This window comes from Streptomyces filipinensis, assembly GCF_014649495.1.
Lineage (GTDB): Bacteria > Actinomycetota > Actinomycetes > Streptomycetales > Streptomycetaceae > Streptomyces > Streptomyces filipinensis.
Genome location: NZ_BMTD01000003.1, coordinates 422,080 through 438,750 on the forward strand (window position 1 = coordinate 422,080; position 16,671 = coordinate 438,750).

Annotated in this window: 13 protein-coding genes; 2 read left to right on the forward strand and 11 right to left on the reverse strand. The window is 69.1% G+C overall.

From position 1 onward, the window contains the following. Positions 1-233 precede the first annotated feature (233 nt). The gene (locus IE244_RS10400; RefSeq protein ID WP_373305731.1) at positions 234-1,451 is read right to left on the reverse strand and encodes a CapA family protein; all 1,218 of its coding nucleotides are present in this window, start codon (positions 1,449-1,451) and stop codon (positions 234-236) included. A 17-nt stretch (positions 1,452-1,468) separates the two neighbouring features. On the opposite strand from IE244_RS10400, the gene IE244_RS10405 reads away from it, so the two are divergent. Both IE244_RS10405 and IE244_RS10410 read left to right on the forward strand, forming a co-directional pair. Next, entirely contained in the window at positions 1,469-2,443 is a 975-nt protein-coding gene (locus tag IE244_RS10405; RefSeq protein WP_191872726.1) for a hypothetical protein, read from the forward strand. Between the two features lie 38 nt (positions 2,444-2,481). Beyond that, a complete protein-coding gene (locus IE244_RS10410; protein ID WP_191872727.1) occupies positions 2,482-2,898 on the forward strand; it encodes a PIN domain-containing protein in 417 nt (138 codons plus the stop codon). A 73-nt stretch (positions 2,899-2,971) separates the two neighbouring features. Here IE244_RS10410 and IE244_RS10415 read toward each other — a convergent pair whose 3' ends face one another. The 10 genes from IE244_RS10415 to ngcE all read right to left on the reverse strand — a co-directional run bounded on the left by IE244_RS10415 (position 2,972) and on the right by ngcE (position 16,472). Continuing rightward, positions 2,972-4,432, reverse strand: a complete 1,461-nt coding sequence (locus IE244_RS10415; RefSeq protein WP_191872728.1) for an ArnT family glycosyltransferase — start codon at positions 4,430-4,432, stop codon at positions 2,972-2,974. A 72-nt stretch (positions 4,433-4,504) separates the two neighbouring features. Next, positions 4,505-6,004 (reverse strand): amino acid permease, encoded by a 1,500-nt coding sequence (locus tag IE244_RS10420; protein ID WP_191872729.1) that lies wholly within the window; start codon positions 6,002-6,004, stop codon positions 4,505-4,507. Between the two features lie 149 nt (positions 6,005-6,153). Beyond that, positions 6,154-8,082 carry a 1-deoxy-D-xylulose-5-phosphate synthase gene (dxs, locus tag IE244_RS10425; protein ID WP_191872730.1) on the reverse strand — a complete coding sequence of 643 codons (1,929 nt, stop codon included), beginning with the start codon at positions 8,080-8,082 and terminating at the stop codon, positions 6,154-6,156. 129 nt (positions 8,083-8,211) lie between these two features. Then, positions 8,212-9,504: a sugar ABC transporter permease gene (locus tag IE244_RS10430; RefSeq protein WP_191872731.1), complete on the reverse strand. Its 1,293-nt coding sequence runs from the start codon at positions 9,502-9,504 to the stop codon at positions 8,212-8,214. Continuing rightward, positions 9,501-10,292 (reverse strand): ATP-binding cassette domain-containing protein, encoded by a 792-nt coding sequence (locus tag IE244_RS10435; protein ID WP_031169194.1) that lies wholly within the window; start codon positions 10,290-10,292, stop codon positions 9,501-9,503. The genes IE244_RS10430 and IE244_RS10435 overlap by 4 nt, the downstream gene beginning before the upstream one ends. 180 nt (positions 10,293-10,472) lie before the next feature. Then, complete coding sequence (locus IE244_RS10440; RefSeq protein WP_191872925.1) at positions 10,473-11,570, reverse strand: sugar ABC transporter substrate-binding protein; 1,098 nt, start codon at positions 11,568-11,570, stop codon at positions 10,473-10,475. Between the two features lie 134 nt (positions 11,571-11,704). Beyond that, on the reverse strand, positions 11,705-12,916 hold the full coding sequence (locus IE244_RS10445) for an ROK family transcriptional regulator (RefSeq protein WP_191872732.1): 1,212 nt from the start codon (positions 12,914-12,916) through the stop codon (positions 11,705-11,707). 225 nt (positions 12,917-13,141) lie between these two features. Beyond that, on the reverse strand, positions 13,142-14,065 hold the full coding sequence (locus IE244_RS10450; RefSeq protein ID WP_031169189.1) for a carbohydrate ABC transporter permease: 924 nt from the start codon (positions 14,063-14,065) through the stop codon (positions 13,142-13,144). Between the two features lie 4 nt (positions 14,066-14,069). Further along, positions 14,070-14,996 (reverse strand): carbohydrate ABC transporter permease, encoded by a 927-nt coding sequence (locus IE244_RS10455; RefSeq protein WP_191872733.1) that lies wholly within the window; start codon positions 14,994-14,996, stop codon positions 14,070-14,072. Between the two features lie 30 nt (positions 14,997-15,026). Further along, the gene (gene ngcE, locus IE244_RS10460; protein ID WP_191872734.1) at positions 15,027-16,472 is read right to left on the reverse strand and encodes an N-acetylglucosamine/diacetylchitobiose ABC transporter substrate-binding protein; all 1,446 of its coding nucleotides are present in this window, start codon (positions 16,470-16,472) and stop codon (positions 15,027-15,029) included. Positions 16,473-16,671 lie beyond the last annotated feature (199 nt).

Here is a 16,671-nt window from a genome sequence, read left to right on the forward strand (position 1 = left end):
GTGCTGCCGCGCCGGGGGCGATGACGCCACAGAACGGGTCCTCTCAGGAAATACGGTCCGGGCACGTGAATGTAAGACCGCGCCCGGAAAGCTCAGACATGTAAGGGACGGGTTAAGTTGCAGTAAGTCGGACGTGATCTAGGCAACATTGCGCAACCGCAGGTCAAGAACGGACATATGGACTTCCAGTACGGAACCCGTTCGAGCCTTGTTCACATCCTGTCCAGGTTCTGCTACGGCAGCGGGTTCAGCGGCTTCAGTCCGTCCGCGCCCGCGCCACGGTTCAGCAGGGTGCCCTCGGTGCGCTCGAAGGCGAGCCGCAGCCGGGCCTTCTGGGCGTCCGTGAGGCCGTGGTCGTCGCGCAGCGCGGCCGGCACGTCCAGCAGGCGGTAGTCCCGCACGTCGTCGTCGGAGTAGGCGGCGGTGCCGCCGTCCCGGACGTTCTCGGCGTCCGGCGGGATCGTCAGCAGCGTCGGCTCGAAGCGCGGCTGGACGTCCCACTGGCCCTTGCCGCGCTCGGTGAAGGTGAACCAGGCGACCACGCCCTCCTCGGTCAGACCCGTCGGCACCTCGTGCCGGGCGATCTGGTTGCCGAGGCCGTAGCTGATCCAGGTGCCGTCGACCTTCTCCATCGGCTCCACGACGTGCGCGTGGTGGCCGATGACCAGGTTGATGCCGGTGTTCCGGGCGATCTTCCGGGCGAAGGATATCTGCCCGGCGGACGGCTCCGGATGATGCTCGCGGCCCCAGTGCAGGGAGAGGATCACCACGTCGGCGCCGGCCTTGCGGGCCCGCTGCTCGGCGGCCTTGATCCGGCCCAGGTCCTGCTCGTTGGCCAGCCACGGCTTGTCCTTCGGCAGCGTGTGCGGCTCGTTGAAGCCGTAGGCGAAGGATATCTGCGCGACCTTGACGCCCTTGACGTTCATGACCAGCGGGGTGAGCGCCTCCTTCTGGGTCCGGAAGGAGCCGGTGTGCTTCAGCCCGGCGGCGTCCAGCGCGTCCAGGGTGCGCTTCACGCCCTCGTAGCCGTGGTCGAGGGTGTGGTTGGAGGCGGTGGAGCAGGTGTCGTAGCCGATGTCCTTGATCGTCTTCGCCTGCTGCGGCGGCACCTGGAAGTCCGGGAAGCCCTCGAACGGGCCCTTCGCCGGGCCCATCACCGGCTCGAAGTGGCAGATCGCCAGGTCCGCCTTGCTGATCAGCGGCTTGATGCCGGCCATCATCGGCCCGAAGTCCAGCCCGTCCACACCCTTGCCGGTGCGCTTGGCGTCCTTGCGCGCCTGGTCGACCAGCTCGGGGTGCATCAGGATGTCCCCGGCGGCGGCGACGGTGAAGCTGCGCCCGCCGCTGGGGGCACCGTCGTCCGACAGGAGACCGCAGCCGGAGGTGGCGGCGAGGAGAGCGAGCGGGGTCAGCAGGGACAGCAGGGTCCGGCTACGGCGTCTGTTCACCAAGATATCTTGATACAACCATGAGAGCCCATCGCTCACGCGTCATAACGATCGCAATAATTCTGCTCGTCACCGCTGGCCTCGCCGGGGGTCTCGTCGCTCTGCTCCGCGACACGGACGACGGTGCCGGCCAGGCCGGCCGGCCCGTCCCGAAGGGCGCCGAGCAGATCGACCTGGCGCGCGAGGTGGCGGACTACACCGGCCGGTTCGGCCCCGGCCGGGGCTATCTGCACCCCGGACGGTCCGACCGGGAGGACATCGCCACAGCCGTCGGTCTGTTGCTCGACGGCCATCGCAAACAAGCGGAACAGCAGCTTTCGCAACGCGACTTCACCGTGCGCACGGTTTTCGACCGCCCCTCGGGGCATCGCTACACCGAGGTGGCCGACCGCACCGACTCCGCCGTGACACCGCGCGGCTGGGGTCGGGTCTACCTCGATCTGGACCACCACCCGAGCTGGTCGGTCCAGGTCCCGCACCCGGGCTTCGACCTGGGCACCGAGCAGCTGGGAGTCCGGGTGCTGCGCGGCTCACCCGGCGGGATCCTGGTCATCGCAGGTGCACATCGCAAAGCAGGAGCCGGTAACTCCGCGGACGTGGCGCACCGCCTGGACACCGTTTTCCACGCCATCTGCGCCGAACTGGCCCGCCGCGGGATGCCCGGGATCCAGTTGCACGGCTTCGCCGCCTCCGCCGCGCCCGAGTACGACGTGATCACCTCCACCGGCGCCGGGTCGGCGGGCAAGCAGGACGGTCGCGACCTCGCCGACGACCTGCGCGGCCACGGCTTCCGGGTGTGCCGGGCCTGGGTGCGGTCCTGCCCCCTGGAGGGCCGGACCAATATGCAGGGCCGGGTGGCCGACGACGACCATGTGCCGTTCCTGCACGTCGAGTTCTCCCCCACGGTGCGCGCGGGCGGACGGCCCGCCGACCGGGCGGCCGACGCGGTCACGGAGATCACACGCCGGTGGGCGAGCAGGCCCGTGACACACTGAGCCCGCCACGCATCCGACACAACAAGGCTGTTATCGACATGGCAGACACATCGGACAAACCGAGCGAACCGGGCGGTAGGGGCGAGCCTTTGCCCCTGCTCATCGTCGACGGTGCGAATGTCGTCGGATCGGTGCCCGACGGCTGGTGGCGCGACCGCCGCGCCGCGGCCGAGCGTCTGCGCGACCGGCTGGCGCCCATGGCGCGGTCCGGCGTGGACGGTCTGCCCGGCCCCGTGGAGCTGGTCCTGGTGGTGGAGGGCGCCGCCCGGGGCGTGACCCCGGTGCCCGGGGTGCGTGTCGAGGAGGCCCCCGGCAGTGGTGACGACCGCATCGTGGACCTCGCGGCGGCGGCCGCGGGCCGCCCGTGCCTGGTCGTCACCGCCGACCGCGCGCTGCGCCGCCGGGTCCGGGAACACGGCGCGGAGGTCACCGGCCCCCGCACGGTCCTGAGCTGAGCGCCCCGCCCCTCCCCCGCACGGTCAGCACCCCCCGCACCGTCCCGAGCTGAGCCCCCCGCCCGCGCGCGGTTCAGTCCCCCGGCACCCGGGTGTACAGGACCGCCCCGTCCACGGTGCCCGCCTCCTCGTAGCGCGCGGCAAGCAGCCGGCGCAGGGCTGGGACCCGGTCGGGGGCGTACGGCTCGCCCCGGGAGTCGTCGACCACCAGGGCCGGGGCGTGGACGTCCAGCTCCCGCCGGAAGACCGGCCAGGCACCCGCCACGGCGTACTTCTCGCCGACCTCGGACCCGTCCCGGCCGCCGCTGTAGTTGGTGAGCAGGCCGGCGGTGAGGTAGCGGGTGGCGGGGGTGCGGCCCGCCAGCCAGTACGTCTCCGGGTGCATGCCCCAGACCAGGACACGGTCGGCGGCGGCGGTGCGCTGTTCGAGGACGGCCGCGAGCCGCTGGGCATGGGCGAGTTCGGGGCGCGGGGCGCACAGACCCCAGGCGAGGAAGAGGGCGCAGCCACCGGCGGAGGCGCGGAGGGCGGCCAGGCGCCGTTCCGGCGGCAGTACGTGCACGGCGGAGGTGGCCACCAGGGCCAGCGGCGGGGTGAGTTGCAGGTAGTAGTGGCCGAAGAAGTGGAGGCCGACGGTCACCGCGACCGCCGCGGAGGCCAGCCACAGCCACAGGTCCACCGCCGCGGTACGGGCGGTCCGCAGGGCCCGTACGACCGGCCGGAGCAGGCCGGCCGAGGCCGTCGCCAGGAGCGCGGTGTTGGCCAGGGCGCGCGCGAGGACGTGGAGCTCGGAGCCGGTGAAGGAGGCGTAGGCGGCGGAACCGGTCACCGTCCAGAACAGGAACCGGGCCGGGTCCGTCAGCAGCGCGGCGCCCAGCACCGGCAGCGCGCAGCCGGCCGCGAGCCGCAGCGCGCCCGCGCGCGGGGCACCCCCGCGGTGCAGCAGCCAGACCACCGGCAGCAGCACCGCACCGCCGGTCTGCTTGGTCAGGAACGCGGCGGCGACGGCGGCCCCGGCCGCGCCCCAGCGCCCGCGGTCGGCGCACCACAGGGCGGCGGCCGTGCCGGGCAGTATGAAGATCTCGAAGCCGACGGCCTGCGCGTCCTCGGGGTTGAGCCCGACCGAGACCAGCAGGTACAGCACCCCGGCGGTGCGGCCCGCGCCGTCGCCCCAGCGGCGCCGGGCGAGCGAGGCCACAGTCGCGGCGGTGAGCAGCTGGGCGAGGACCGCCAGCACCCGCAGCGGGGTCAGGGAGCCGGACCCGCACACCGTGAACGCCGCCTCGTACAGCCAGGGCACGAGCGGCGGCTTGCGGTCGACGACGGTGTCGTACAGCTGGCCGCCCTGGGCCAGCAGCCGCGCCTGTACGGCGAGGTAGCCCTCGTCCGGGTTCCACAGGGGCCGGCGGAAGGACGGCAGCCGGGTGACACAGGCCAGCGCCGCGAGGAGCGGCACGAGCCGCGTCCAGTACGCCGCCCGGGTGACGGTCCTCGTGCCTGCGGTCCGTCGGGGGACGAGCGGGGCGGCGAGCATGGGCAGCACGCTATCCGGCCCCGCCGCCCCCGCCGGAGTGGGACATACGGGGCCGAAAGGCGAGGGAATCGGTTACGGAGTGGTCTGCTCGGCGGCCTTCTCCCGCAGGGCCAGCCGGCTGTGGGTGCGGCCGTAGAGGAAGTAGACGACGAAGCCGACGACCATCCAGACGGCGAACCGGATCCAGGTCTCGGCGGGCAGGTTGAGCATCAGCCACAACGTGGCGCACACGGACAGGATCGGGACGAACGGGACCCAGGGGGTGCGGAAGGCGCGCGGCAGGTCCGGGCGGGTCCGGCGCAGGATGATCACGCTGATCGCGACGACGACGAACGCGAAGAGGGTGCCGATGTTCACCAGTTCGGCCAGCTCGCTCAGGCTGGTGAAACCGGCGACGACCGCGATGACCACGCCGAGCAGGATGGTGGGCCGGTGCGGGGTCTTGAAGCGCGGGTGGACCCGGGAGAAGAACCGGGGCAGCAGCCCGTCACGGCTCATCGCGAAGAACACCCGGGTCTGGCCGAGCAGCAGGATCATGCACACCGTGGTCAGGCCGACGGCGGCGCCGAAGCTGATGACACCGGCGTACCAGGGATGCCCGACGGCCTTGAAGGCGTCGGCGAGCGGGGCCTCCACGGACAGCCGGGAGTACTTCTGCATGCCGGTGACGACGATGGACACGGCCACGTACAGCACGGTGCAGATGAGCAGCGAGCCGAGGATGCCGCGCGGCATGTCCCGCTGCGGGTTGCGGGTCTCCTCGGCGGCCGTGGCCACGATGTCGAAGCCGATGAACGCGAAGAACACCACCGAGGCGGCCGTGAAGATGCCCATCACCCCGAAGTTGGCGGGCGCCCAGCCGAACATCAGCTGGATGAGCGGCGCCTTGAGGTTGCCGCCGGCCGGCACCGGCTGGGGGTGCGGGATGAACGGCGTGTAGTTGGCGCCCTTGATGAAGAAGGCGCCGGCGATGATCACGATGAGGACCACGGCCACCTTGACGGCGACGACGAGCGAGGTGATCCGGGCCGACAGCTTCATGCCGAGGACGAGGATCCCGGTGAGCACCAGCACCAGGACGGCGGCGAGGATGTCGAAGCCGAAGCCGGAGGCGTTGTCCCGGCCGGCCAGGTAGTCGGGCAGATGCCAGCCGGCGTTGTCCAGCAGCGAGCGGATGTAGCCGGACCAGCCGACCGCCACCACCGCCGTACCGAGCGCGAACTCCAGGACCAGGTCCCAGCCGATGATCCAGGCGGGCAGCTCGCCCAGGGAGGCGTAGCTGAACGTGTACGCCGAGCCCGCCACGGGGACCGTGGAGGCGAACTCGGCGTAGCAGAGGGCGGCGAGCGCGCACACCACGCCGGCCGCCACGAAGGCCAGGGACACCGCCGGACCGGCGTTGTTCTTGGCGACCTGCCCGGTGAGGACGAAGATGCCGGTGCCGATGATGACACCGACGCCGAAGACGGTCAGGTCGAGCGCGGAGAGGGACTTCTTGAGCGAATGCTCGGGTTCCTCGGTGTCCCGGATGGACTGCTCGACGTTCTTCGTCCTGAACAGCGCGCTGCTCACGTAGTGCCTCCCACGCTCGGGGGCTCGCCATGGCCGACATGATCGAGAGGGTCGGGGTGCGTATGCCCCGGCACAGGCAGGTTCACGCAAACGGGCCGGTTCCGCCACCGCAAGGAGTGGCGGAACCGGCCCGTGGGGCGCGTCTCGGGTCAGTCGCGGGCGGGCTCCACCGAGTCCACCCCGGCGGGCGTACGGTCGAAACGGCCGTCCAGCTTGGCGACCAGCCCGGTGACCTGACGGGCGATGTCCGGGGCGGTCAGGCCGATCTCGGCGAGGACCTCGCCGCGGGAGGCGTGGTCCAGGAAGCGCGGCGGGATGCCGAAGTCACGCAGCGGCACGTCCACGCCCGCGTCGCGCAGGGCCTGGGCGATGGCGGAGCCGACACCGCCGGCGCGGCTGTTGTCCTCGACGGTGACGACGACGCGGTGCCGCTCGGCCAGCGGGGCCATGGCCTCGTCCACGGGCTTGACCCAGCGCGGGTCGACGACGGTGGTGGAGATGCCCTGCTTGTCGAGCAGGCCGGCGATCTCCAGGCACATCGGCGCGAGGGCGCCCACGGAGACCAGCAGCACGTCCGGCCGGTCGGTGCCGGGCTCGCGCAGCACGTCCATCCCGCCGACGCGGCCCACGGCGGGGACGGCGGGACCGACGGCACCCTTGGAGAAGCGGACGACGGTCGGCGCGTCCGTCACCTCGACGGCCTCCCGCAGCTGTGCCCGCACCTGCTCGGCGTCACGCGGCGCGGCGAGCCTCAGGCCCGGCACGACCTGCAGGATCGACATGTCCCACATGCCGTTGTGCGAGGCGCCGTCGGTGCCGGTGACACCGGCCCGGTCGAGCACGAAGGTCACCCCGCACCGGTGCAGGGCCACGTCCATCAGGACCTGGTCGAAGGCGCGGTTGAGGAAGGTGGCGTACACGGCGAAGACGGGGTGCACCCCCCCGTGCGCGAGGCCGGCGGCCGACACGGCGGCGTGCTGCTCGGCGATGCCGACGTCGTACACCCGGTCGGGGAACCGCTTGGCGAACCGGTCCAGGCCGACGGGCTGGAGCATGGCCGCGGTGATGGCGACGATGTCCTCCCGCTCCTCGCCCAGCCTGACCATCTCGTCGCCGAACACGGAGGTCCAGTCGGCGCCGGAGCTGGCGATCGGCAGACCGGTGTCCGGGTGGATCTTGCCGACGGCGTGGAAGCGGTCGGCCTCGTCCTGCAGGGCCGGCTGGTAGCCGCGGCCCTTCTCGGTGAGGCAGTGCACGATGACCGGACCACCGAACCGCTTGGCCCGCGCCAGCGCGGACTCCAGGGCCTCGATGTCGTGCCCGTCGATCGGGCCGACGTACTTCAGGCCCAGGTCCTCGAACATGCCCTGCGGGGCGATGAAGTCCTTCAGGCCCTTCTTGGCGCCGTGCAGCGTCTCGTACAGCGGCTTGCCGACGACCGGGGTGCGGTCGAGGATCTCCTTGGTCCGGGCGAGGAAGCGCTCGTAGCCGTCGGTCGTGCGCAGGGTCGCCAGGTGGTTGGCGAGACCTCCGATGGTCGGGGCGTAGGAGCGCTCGTTGTCGTTGACGACGATGACGAGCGGGCGGTCCTTGGCCTCGGCGATGTTGTTCAGCGCCTCCCAGGCCATACCGCCGGTCAGCGCGCCGTCACCGATGACGGCGACGACATGGCTGTCCCGCTTCTTCAGCTGGTTGGCCTTGGCGATGCCGTCGGCCCAGCCCAGCACGGTCGACGCGTGGCTGTTCTCGATGACGTCGTGCTCGGACTCGGCCTGCGACGGGTAGCCGGACAGGCCGCCCTTCATCTTCAGCCGGGAGAAGTCCTGCCGGCCGGTGAGCAGCTTGTGCACGTAGGACTGGTGGCCGGTGTCCCACAGGACCTTGTCCTTCGGGGACTCGAAGACACGGTGCAGGGCGATGGTCAGTTCCACCACACCGAGGTTGGGACCCAGGTGCCCGCCGGTCTTGGAGACCTCCTGGACGAGGAAGGTCCGGATCTCCTCTGCCAGCTGGTCCAGCTCCTCCAGGCTGAGCCGGTCCAGATCGCGCGGTCCCCTGATGCGGGTCAGCAGCGGCACCCGTGCCTCCTTGCAGTAGAGCTGATCGAGCTTTCGCCGGGCTCGCCCGAGTCTAATGTTCATGCTTTGCACGACACGACAGCGCCCGGCCCCTTTCGGGCACCGGGCGCTGCCGTACGGCTGGGGGCGCTACGCGCGACCAGCGGTCTTCTGGGTCTTGCGGGTGACCGCGTCGATGACGACTGTGGCGAGCAGAACACCACCGGTGATCATGTACTGCACCGGCGAGGCGATGCCCTGCAGGGCGAGGCCGTACTGGATCGAGACGATGACCAGCACGCCGAGGAGCGCGTTCCACGTGCGGCCTCGGCCGCCGAAGAGGGACGTACCGCCGATCACGGCCGCCGCGATCGCGTTCATCAGCAGATCACCGCCGCCGGCGCCCTGGTTGGCGGACGCGATCTTGGAGGCGATGAACAGACCGCCGATCGCCGCGAAGGTACCGGAGATGGCGAACACCGAGATGCGGATCATGTCGACGTTGATACCGGCACGGCGGGAGGCCTCGACGCTGCCGCCGAGCGCGAAGATCTTGCGGCCGTACCCGGTGCGCCGCAGGACGAAGTCCGTGATGAACAGCACGGCGATGAAGACCACCACGGCCAGCGGCAGGCCCTTGTACTGGTTGAAGACGACCGCGGCGGCGAAGGCGACGATCCCCAGCAGGGCGGTGCGCAGGATGGTTTCGCTCAGCGGCCGGGACGGCACGCCGGCGGCCTCGCGGCGCTTGTTGCCGAGGTAGGAGCTGACGAAGAACAGCACCGTCACCGCGGCGGCCAGGCCGTAGGCGGCGGCCACGTCGGAGAAGTAGTAGCTGGTCAGCTTGGCGACCAGGCCGTTGTCGTTCAGGTTGATCGTGCCGTTGTCGCCCAGGATCTTGAGCATGAGGCCGTTCCAGAACAGCAGACCGGCCAGCGTGACCGCGAAGGCGGGTACGCCGATCTTCGCGAAGAAGAAGCCCTGCAGCGCGCCCGCGACCGTTCCGGTGAGGATGGACAGCACGAGGGCCAGGATCTCGTTCATGCCGTGGGTGACGTTGAGCACCGCGAAGGTGGCACCCGCGACGCCGGAGAGCGAACCGACGGACAGGTCGATCTCGCCGAGCAGCAGGACGAACACGATACCGACGGCGATCATGCCCGTGCCGACCATGGCGACGGAGATGTCGGAGAGGTTGCCCGCGGTGAGGAAGTTGGAGTTCAGGCTCTGGAAGATGATCCAGATGACCGCCAGACCGATGACGACCGGGAGGGAGCCGAGGTCACCGGCCTTCATCTTCCGCTTGAACTCGGTGACGTAGCCCGCGAGGCCCTGTTCGCGCACCAGCAGGCGGGGGTCGACCGCGACGTCGGAGCCGCGTGCCGCCTCGGGGTTCTCCACCACGTGGTCCTCGGGGGGCGTGGAGGTCTTGTCGATGCTCACTTCTTGATCTCCCCATTGGAGCGCGCCGCACGACGGGTCACGGCGTTGTCCGTGGCGCCGGTGATGGCGGAGATGATCTCTTCCTGCGAGGTCGACTTGACCTCGAAGACGCCGTTGTTGCGACCCAGACGCAGGACGGCCACCTTGTCGGCGACGGCCTTCACATCGGCCATGTTGTGGCTGATGAGGATCACGGCGTGACCACGCTCCCGCAGCCGTTCCACCAGGTCGAGGACCTGCGCGGTCTGCTCGACACCGAGGGCGGCGGTGGGCTCGTCGAGGATGACCAGCTTGGGCTCACCGAGCATGGAGCGGGCGATGGCCACCGTCTGGCGCTGACCGCCGGAGAGCGAGGCGATCGGGATGCGGACGCTCGGGATGCGGATCGACAGTGTGGTGAGCAGCTCGCGGGAGCGGCGCTCCATCTCCACCTCGTCCAGCACCCCGCGTCGGCGGATCTCCCGGCCGAGGTAGAGGTTGCCGACGACGTCGATGTTGTCGCACAGCGCGAGGTCCTGGTACACCGTCGCGATGCCCAGGTTCTGGGCGTCGTGCGGCTTGTTGACCTGGACGGCCTTGCCTTCCCATTCGATGACGCCCTCATCGATGGGGTGCACGCCGGCGATCGTCTTGACCAGCGTGGACTTTCCGGCGCCGTTGTCGCCGACCAGGGCGACCACCTCACCGGCGTGGACCTCAAGCTCTACGTCGGTGAGCGCCTGAACGGCACCGAACCGCTTGGAGACCCCGCGCAACGCCAGCACGGGCGTAGCGGACACGTGAACCATCTCCTTCGCCGCCTGACCCGGCGGGAGGTTGTGCAGAAGTTAGGGGGTGTTCCGTCCGGCGCCCCGCAACGAGCTTGCGGGGCTGTCTGATACGCGGGGCGCCGGCGGAGCTGTGGAGGCCTTTTCCCGCTGAGGGAATTCAAGAGCGGATTCCCTCGGGTGGAAAGGCGCTGCGGCTGCTTACTTCAGGCCGATCTTGGCGCAGGCCGCCTTGTACTGCGCGGTGCAGATGTCGGCGACCGTGTAGACGCCGTCCTTGATGACGGTGTCCTTGATGTTGTCCTTGGTCAGCGCGGTGACCGGCACCAGGACCGAGGGGACCTGCTTGGTGGTCGGGCTGTCGACCTTGTCCTTGGCGACGGCGTCGAGGGACTTGCCCTGGGCGAGGTCCACGGCCATCTCGGCGGCGGCGGCGGCCTCGGGAGCGTACGGCTTGTAGACGCTCATGTACTGCTCACCGGCGACGATGCGCTGGACACCCGCGAGCTCCGCGTCCTGGCCGGTGACCGGGATGTTGGAGATGCCGGCGGCCTTGAGGGCGGTGATGATACCGCCGGCCATGCCGTCGTTGGCGGAGTAGACGCCGATGATGTTCTTCTTGCCCAGAGCGGAGATGGCGCCCTCCATGTTGGAGTTGGCGTTCTCCGGCTTCCACTCCTTGGTGTCGTACTCCTTGCCGACGTTCACCTTGCCGTCGAGCACCTTGTGGGCACCCGCCTTGAACTGCGCGGCGTTCGGGTCGGTGGAGGAACCGTTCATCATGACGATCTTGCCGGACTTGGCCTTGGATCCCAGGGCCTTCAGCAGGGCCTCGCCCTGGGTCTTGCCGACCGTCTCGTTGTCGAACGAGGTGTACGCGTCGATCGGGCCCTGCGCCAGGCGGTCGTAGGCGACGACCGGGATGCCGGCGTCCTTGGCCTTCTGCACCGAGTTCTTGATGGCCGCAGCGTCCACCGCGTCGACGATCAGCACGTCCACCTTGTTGGTGACCATGCTGTCGACCTGCTGGTTCTGCGTGGTCGCGTCCTGCTTGGCGTTGGCGTAGACGACCTCGCCCTTGCCGTTGGTGAGCTCCTTGACCTTCTTCTCGATCAAGGGGCGGTCGAACTTCTCGTAACGGGCGGTCTGGTTCTCCGGCAGGAGCAGGCCGACCTTGATGGCGTCGCCCTTCTTGGGGCTGGAGGACTTGGAGCCACCACCGGACTCCTTGGCGCTGCCACAGGCGGCGAGCGAGACGGCCATGGCACCAGCAGCAACGGCGAAGGCCGCACGACGCATACGCGTGTTCACTTCTAGAAACCTCCCTGACGAGGCCGCGTCGTTGCGGCCGAGGTGGCTGGAAGTCAACTCGGCCACACGTGCGACGTCAAGAAGTAAATCCTTAACGAGATGGCAACGGTGCCATCCGTTCTCTAAGTGAAGGCGGGCGCCACCACGGGCAGCGCACCAGCCGCAGACCCGTCCAAAAGCGTCGAATCACCCATCTCACTGAGGGCGAGGGCGAGCGCTCCGAGCACCTCGGCACGACCCCCAAGTGCTCCCGGGAGAACGGACAGTTGACGCGCCGCACTGGGGATGGCGTAGCGGCCGACGGACTCCCTGATCGGCCCGAGCACCAGCTCACCGGCCTCGGCGAGATCACCGCCCAGGACCACCCGGCTCGGGTTCAGAAGATTGCAGAGATTGGCCACTCCACTGCCGATGTGGCGGCCGACGTCGGCGATCACCCGACGGCAGCCCGGGTCACCGTCCCTGGCCAGCCGTACGACGCCCTCCATCGTCAGATCGGGGCCGTGGCTGGGCTGGAGCAGCGGGAGCACATAGCGCGCGGCCGCGAAGGTCTCCAGGCAGCCGCGGTTACCGCAACGGCAGACCGGGCCGGATTCATCGAGTGTAATATGTCCGATTTCCCCGGCTGTGCCGCCCGGGCCGCGATAGATCTTCCCGTCGATCACCAGACCGGCGCCGACGCCGCTCGCGACCTTGATGTACGCGAGGTCCCGGACGCCCTTCCCGCTGCCCCAGACCAGCTCGCCGAGGGCGCCCAGGTTGGCGTCGTTGTCCACGTGCACGGGCACGCCGAGCCGCTCGCGCAGCTCCTCGGCGGGCTTGGTGCCGCCCCAGCCGGGCAGGATCGCGGTGGACCCCAGCGTGCCCGACTCCACGTCGATCGGGCCCGGCACACCGAGGCCCACGCCGGCCACCTTGGACCGGTTCACGCCCGTTGCCGCGATCAGGCGGTCGACCAGCTCCTCCGCCCGGTCGAAGCCCTGGGCGGCGGAGGCGTCGACGTCCAGCGGCTCGGCCTCCTCGGCCAGCACCTGGTGGGCGAGGTTGCCGATCGCGACGCGCAGATGGGTGTGCCCGAAGTCGACGCCGATCACGATCCCGGCGTCTCCGCTGAGGCTGACGCTGCGGGCGCGGCGCCCGCCCGCCGATGTGGGCGTGACCTCGACGGTTCCGCCGTCCTTCAGCTCCCGCACGATGTTGGAGACCGTCGCGGCGGACAGACCGGTCGTCCGCGCGATCTCCGCCTGCGTGAGGGACCCGGCCAGGCGCACGGCCCGTACAACCCGCTCCAGGTTGGCTCGGTGCAGCGACGACTGCGACCCTGGAGTCTCCACGACGACCTCCTGAGCGCGGGGCCGCTTCGGCGAGGCCCCGCGTATGTCCAACTAGTGAACTCTAAGCTGAGCCGTTCGGGGTTGCTTACGTCAAGAGGTTGAACCGTTTCCGGGTACCCCGAAAACGGTACGTACACGTCCGAAAACGGCACGCATGCCGCCCCGGCGAGGGGGACGGCGTGCGTACGGACGGACGCGGGGTGTCACCCCGCCGGGTGCGCGGCGCTATTTCAGCGCCCCCGCGGTCAGGCCCTGGACGACCTGGCGCTGGAAGACGATGTACGCCCCGAGGACCGGCAGCATGGCCATCACCAGGCCGGCGAAGAGACCGGACCAGTCCCCCTTGTACCCCTGGCTGACGGCCAGCTGGACCAGACCCTGGGTGAGGACCCGTTTGTCGGGGTCGGTGTTCAGGACCGTGGGCAGCATGTACTGGTTCCACTGGCCCAGGAAGTTGAAGATGCCGACGCTGATCAGGCCGGGTTTGGCCATGGGCAGCATGATCTGGAAGAACGTACGCGTGTGCGAAGCGCCGTCCACGAAGGCCGCCTCCGCGACCGAGGTGGGCAGGGTACGGAAGAAGGCCGTGAGGAAGAAGACCGTGAACGGCAGCGAGTACGCGATGTAGACCAGGATCAGGCCGTGGATGGTGTTCAGCAGTCCCATGTTGTTCACGACGTAGAACAGCGGGACCAGCGCGAGCATGATCGGGAAGCTCATGCCGCCGATGAACAGGTAGTAGATGAAGCGGTTGCCCGGGAAGTCGAAGCGGGCGAGGACATAGGCCGCCATGGAGCCGAGGACCAGGGTGCCGATGAGCGAGCCCCCGACCACCAGGACGGTGTTGAGGAAGTAGTCGCTCATGTTGGCCTGGGTCCAGGCCCGCGACCAGTTGTCGAAGTGCAGCGTGTGCGGCAGCGACCAGGGCGAGCCGAAGATCGAGCTGTCGTCCTTGAAGGACGTCATCACCGCCCACAGCAACGGCGTGACCACCATGATCGCCCAGATGACCAGCACGCCGTGGGAGAAGACGTTGAGGACACCGCCCTCCTTCTTCGGCCGGGCGGGCCTCGGGGCCGGTGTCTCGGCCTTGGAGACGGTGGCGCCGGACTCGGCCGGCAGCGGGGCGGGGGTCTCGGTCGTCTTCATCGCTTCAGAACTCCAGCCGCTCGCGACGGCCCAGCCGCATCACGATCGCCGCGAAGGCGAGCGTGACCACGAGGAGGGCGACGCCGATGGTGGTGGCGTAGGCGGCCTGACCGTCCCGGAACGCCTTCTGGTACACGTACAGGACCATCACCGTGGTCGAGTAGTCGGGCCCGCCCGGTCCGGTCGTCATGATCTGTACGACCGCGAACGACTCGGCGCCGAGGGCGAGGATGCCCATGTAGACCCAGCCGGACTGCACGGTGTCCCACAGCAGCGGCAGGGTGATGCGGAAGAAGGTGCTGAAGCGGCTGGCGCCGTCGAGCAGCGCCGCCTCGTACAGCTCGGCCGGGATGGAGGCCATGCCCGCCGAGAACAGCACCACGAAGAAGCCGACCGTGGACCACACCAGGACCGCCATCACGCACCACAGCGCGAGGCTCGGGTCGCCCAGCCACAGGGGCTGGACGTGGTCGAGGCCGATACCCCGCAGGACCGAGTTGATCGCACCGCTGTCCGGGTTGTAGGCGAAGGCGAACAGCAGCGAGACGATCGCGATGGACAGGACCTGCGGGAAGAAATAGACGATCTTGTAGAAGGACGAGCCCCGGACCCCGGAGATCACGGGGCCGCCCCTCCTGCGGCGTCCGCCGACATTGATCATGAAGGCGAAGAACAGCGCCAGGCTGATCGTCACCAGCGGGAGCACCAGGGCGAACAGCAGACTGTGCTGCAACGACTTCCAGAAGACGTCGTCGTCGAGCATCCTCTTGTAGTTGTCGAAGCCGACCATCTTGAAATCGGGGCTCAGGCCGGTCCAGTCCGTGAACGAGTAGTAGATGGACTGGATGAACGGCCACACCACGAAGAGCGCGTACAGTCCCAGGGGCAGAACCAGAAAGCCCACGATGAACCGGTACTTGCCGTGCTGCATCGCCACTCCGGTGCGTTGAGAGGGTGCTGGTTACTGGTGCTTGTAGTGCTTGATGGAGGTGTCCTTGGCCGCCTCGTCGGCGAATCCCTGGATCTTCTTGATGGCCTCGGCGGGGCTGAGCCGGCCTGCCATCATCTCGCCGAGCCCGGCGACACCGATCTTCTCCTTCTGCAGCTGCACGTACCAGTCCTGCAGCCGCGGATTCACCACGTTGGATCCGGCCAGCTTGAGCGCCGCCACACCCGACTTCAGGCCCGGGGTGAGGGTGATGCCGGTGGTGCCGCCGTTGTACGCGGTCAGCGACTTCACCTTGGCGGTGAAGTTCTTCGAGGACGCCTCGGAGAGCATGATGCGCAGCTGCTCCATGCCGCCCTCGACGTTCGCGGCCTTGGCCGGCACGATGAAGGGCTCACCGCCGGAGGCCCAGATGGTGCCGAACGGCATCTTGTCGGAGGAGTCGATGCCGGTGGGCGCGGACACCGCGAGGTCGAAGTCGGCCGGGATGACGTTGGCCGACTCGTTCTCCACCCAGGAGCCGTTCGGGATGAACAGGGCCTTGCCCTTGGCCCAGGCGGTCTGCGACTGGATGTGGTCCAGGCCGGGGGTGCCCTGGAGGATGTAGCCCTTCTTGTACAGCTCGTAGTACGCCTCGAAGCAGGCCTTGACGGCCGGGTGCTTCCAGGCGTTCGGCTCCAGGTTGTCGATGGCGTCGAGCACCTCGCGCCCGCCGACCTTGCCGATCATCGGGTAGAGCGAGAAGGGGACGTAGTACGGGTACTTGCCCGCGTACGTCCAGCCCGCCATGCCCTTCTTCTTGGCCTTCTCGCAGACCTTGAGCATCTCGTCCCAGGTCTCGGGGTACTTCTCGTCGAGCGAGTCCAGGGCCTTCTGCGAGTACCAGACGCCGTACACCGTGTAGGCGTAGTAGAGGATCCAGACCGGCTTGCCGTCGAACTGGCCCATCTCCACGATGCCGGGGCGCAGCGTGTCGCGGACCTTCTTGCCCGGGTCGTCGTACGACGGGGCGTCCAGCAGCGGGGTCAGGTCGGCCAGCTGGTTCTTGCCGACGAGCACGCCCATGTCCATCTGCTCGGCGCCGGAGTTGTCGATGAGGTCCGGCGGGTTGCCCTGGTTGAAGCGCGGCTGCAGGGTGGACTGGATCTTCTGGGTGGCGGAGAACTTCACGGTGGCCTTGGGGAAGTCCTTCTCGTAGACCTTCACCGCGTCCTGGGCGTACTCCTTGCCGAAGCCGCCGTCGAAGAGGACGAACTCCATCTTGGCGGTGTCGTTGACGCCGAGCGGGTTCTTGGCGGTCTTCTTCCCCGCCTTGTCCTTCTTCTGGCCGCCTCCGCCGCTGCTCGCACAGGCGGACAGCAGGCCCATGCCCGGGGCCGCGACCAGGCCGAGCGCGGCGGACCGCTTGATCAGATCGCGACGGCCGACACCTTCGGCACCGTGGTTCGAGGTGGATCCCATGCTCAAGTCCTCGCCTTCTCCAGGACTCAGGCGGTGAACCGGATCCTCCCCGGCACCGCGGTCGGGTAGTGCTGGGTCGTGCAGAGTCGTGCAGAGTCGTGCTGGGTCAATGCAGAGTCGTGCGGGATCGTGCGGGAAACGCCGACAGGTATAGTCCACTTTCGGTCGGCTGAGCAAGATCGAATGCAGGGTTCGCCCT

What these genes read in the sequence shown, in the direction of transcription:
- IE244_RS10405 (WP_191872726.1), top strand. Translation starts at nt 1,469, where the DNA reads ATGAGAGCCCATCGCTCACGCGTCATAACGATCGCAATAATTCTGCTC.
- IE244_RS10410 (WP_191872727.1), top strand. Translation starts at nt 2,482, where the DNA reads ATGGCAGACACATCGGACAAACCGAGCGAACCGGGCGGTAGGGGCGAG.
- IE244_RS10415 (WP_191872728.1), bottom strand. Translation starts at nt 4,432, where the DNA reads ATGCTCGCCGCCCCGCTCGTCCCCCGACGGACCGCAGGCACGAGGACC.
- IE244_RS10435 (WP_031169194.1), bottom strand. Translation starts at nt 10,292, where the DNA reads ATGGTTCACGTGTCCGCTACGCCCGTGCTGGCGTTGCGCGGGGTCTCC.
- IE244_RS10440 (WP_191872925.1), bottom strand. Translation starts at nt 11,570, where the DNA reads ATGCGTCGTGCGGCCTTCGCCGTTGCTGCTGGTGCCATGGCCGTCTCG.
- IE244_RS10450 (WP_031169189.1), bottom strand. Translation starts at nt 14,065, where the DNA reads ATGAAGACGACCGAGACCCCCGCCCCGCTGCCGGCCGAGTCCGGCGCC.
- IE244_RS10455 (WP_191872733.1), bottom strand. Translation starts at nt 14,996, where the DNA reads ATGCAGCACGGCAAGTACCGGTTCATCGTGGGCTTTCTGGTTCTGCCC.
- ngcE (WP_191872734.1), bottom strand. Translation starts at nt 16,472, where the DNA reads ATGGGATCCACCTCGAACCACGGTGCCGAAGGTGTCGGCCGTCGCGAT.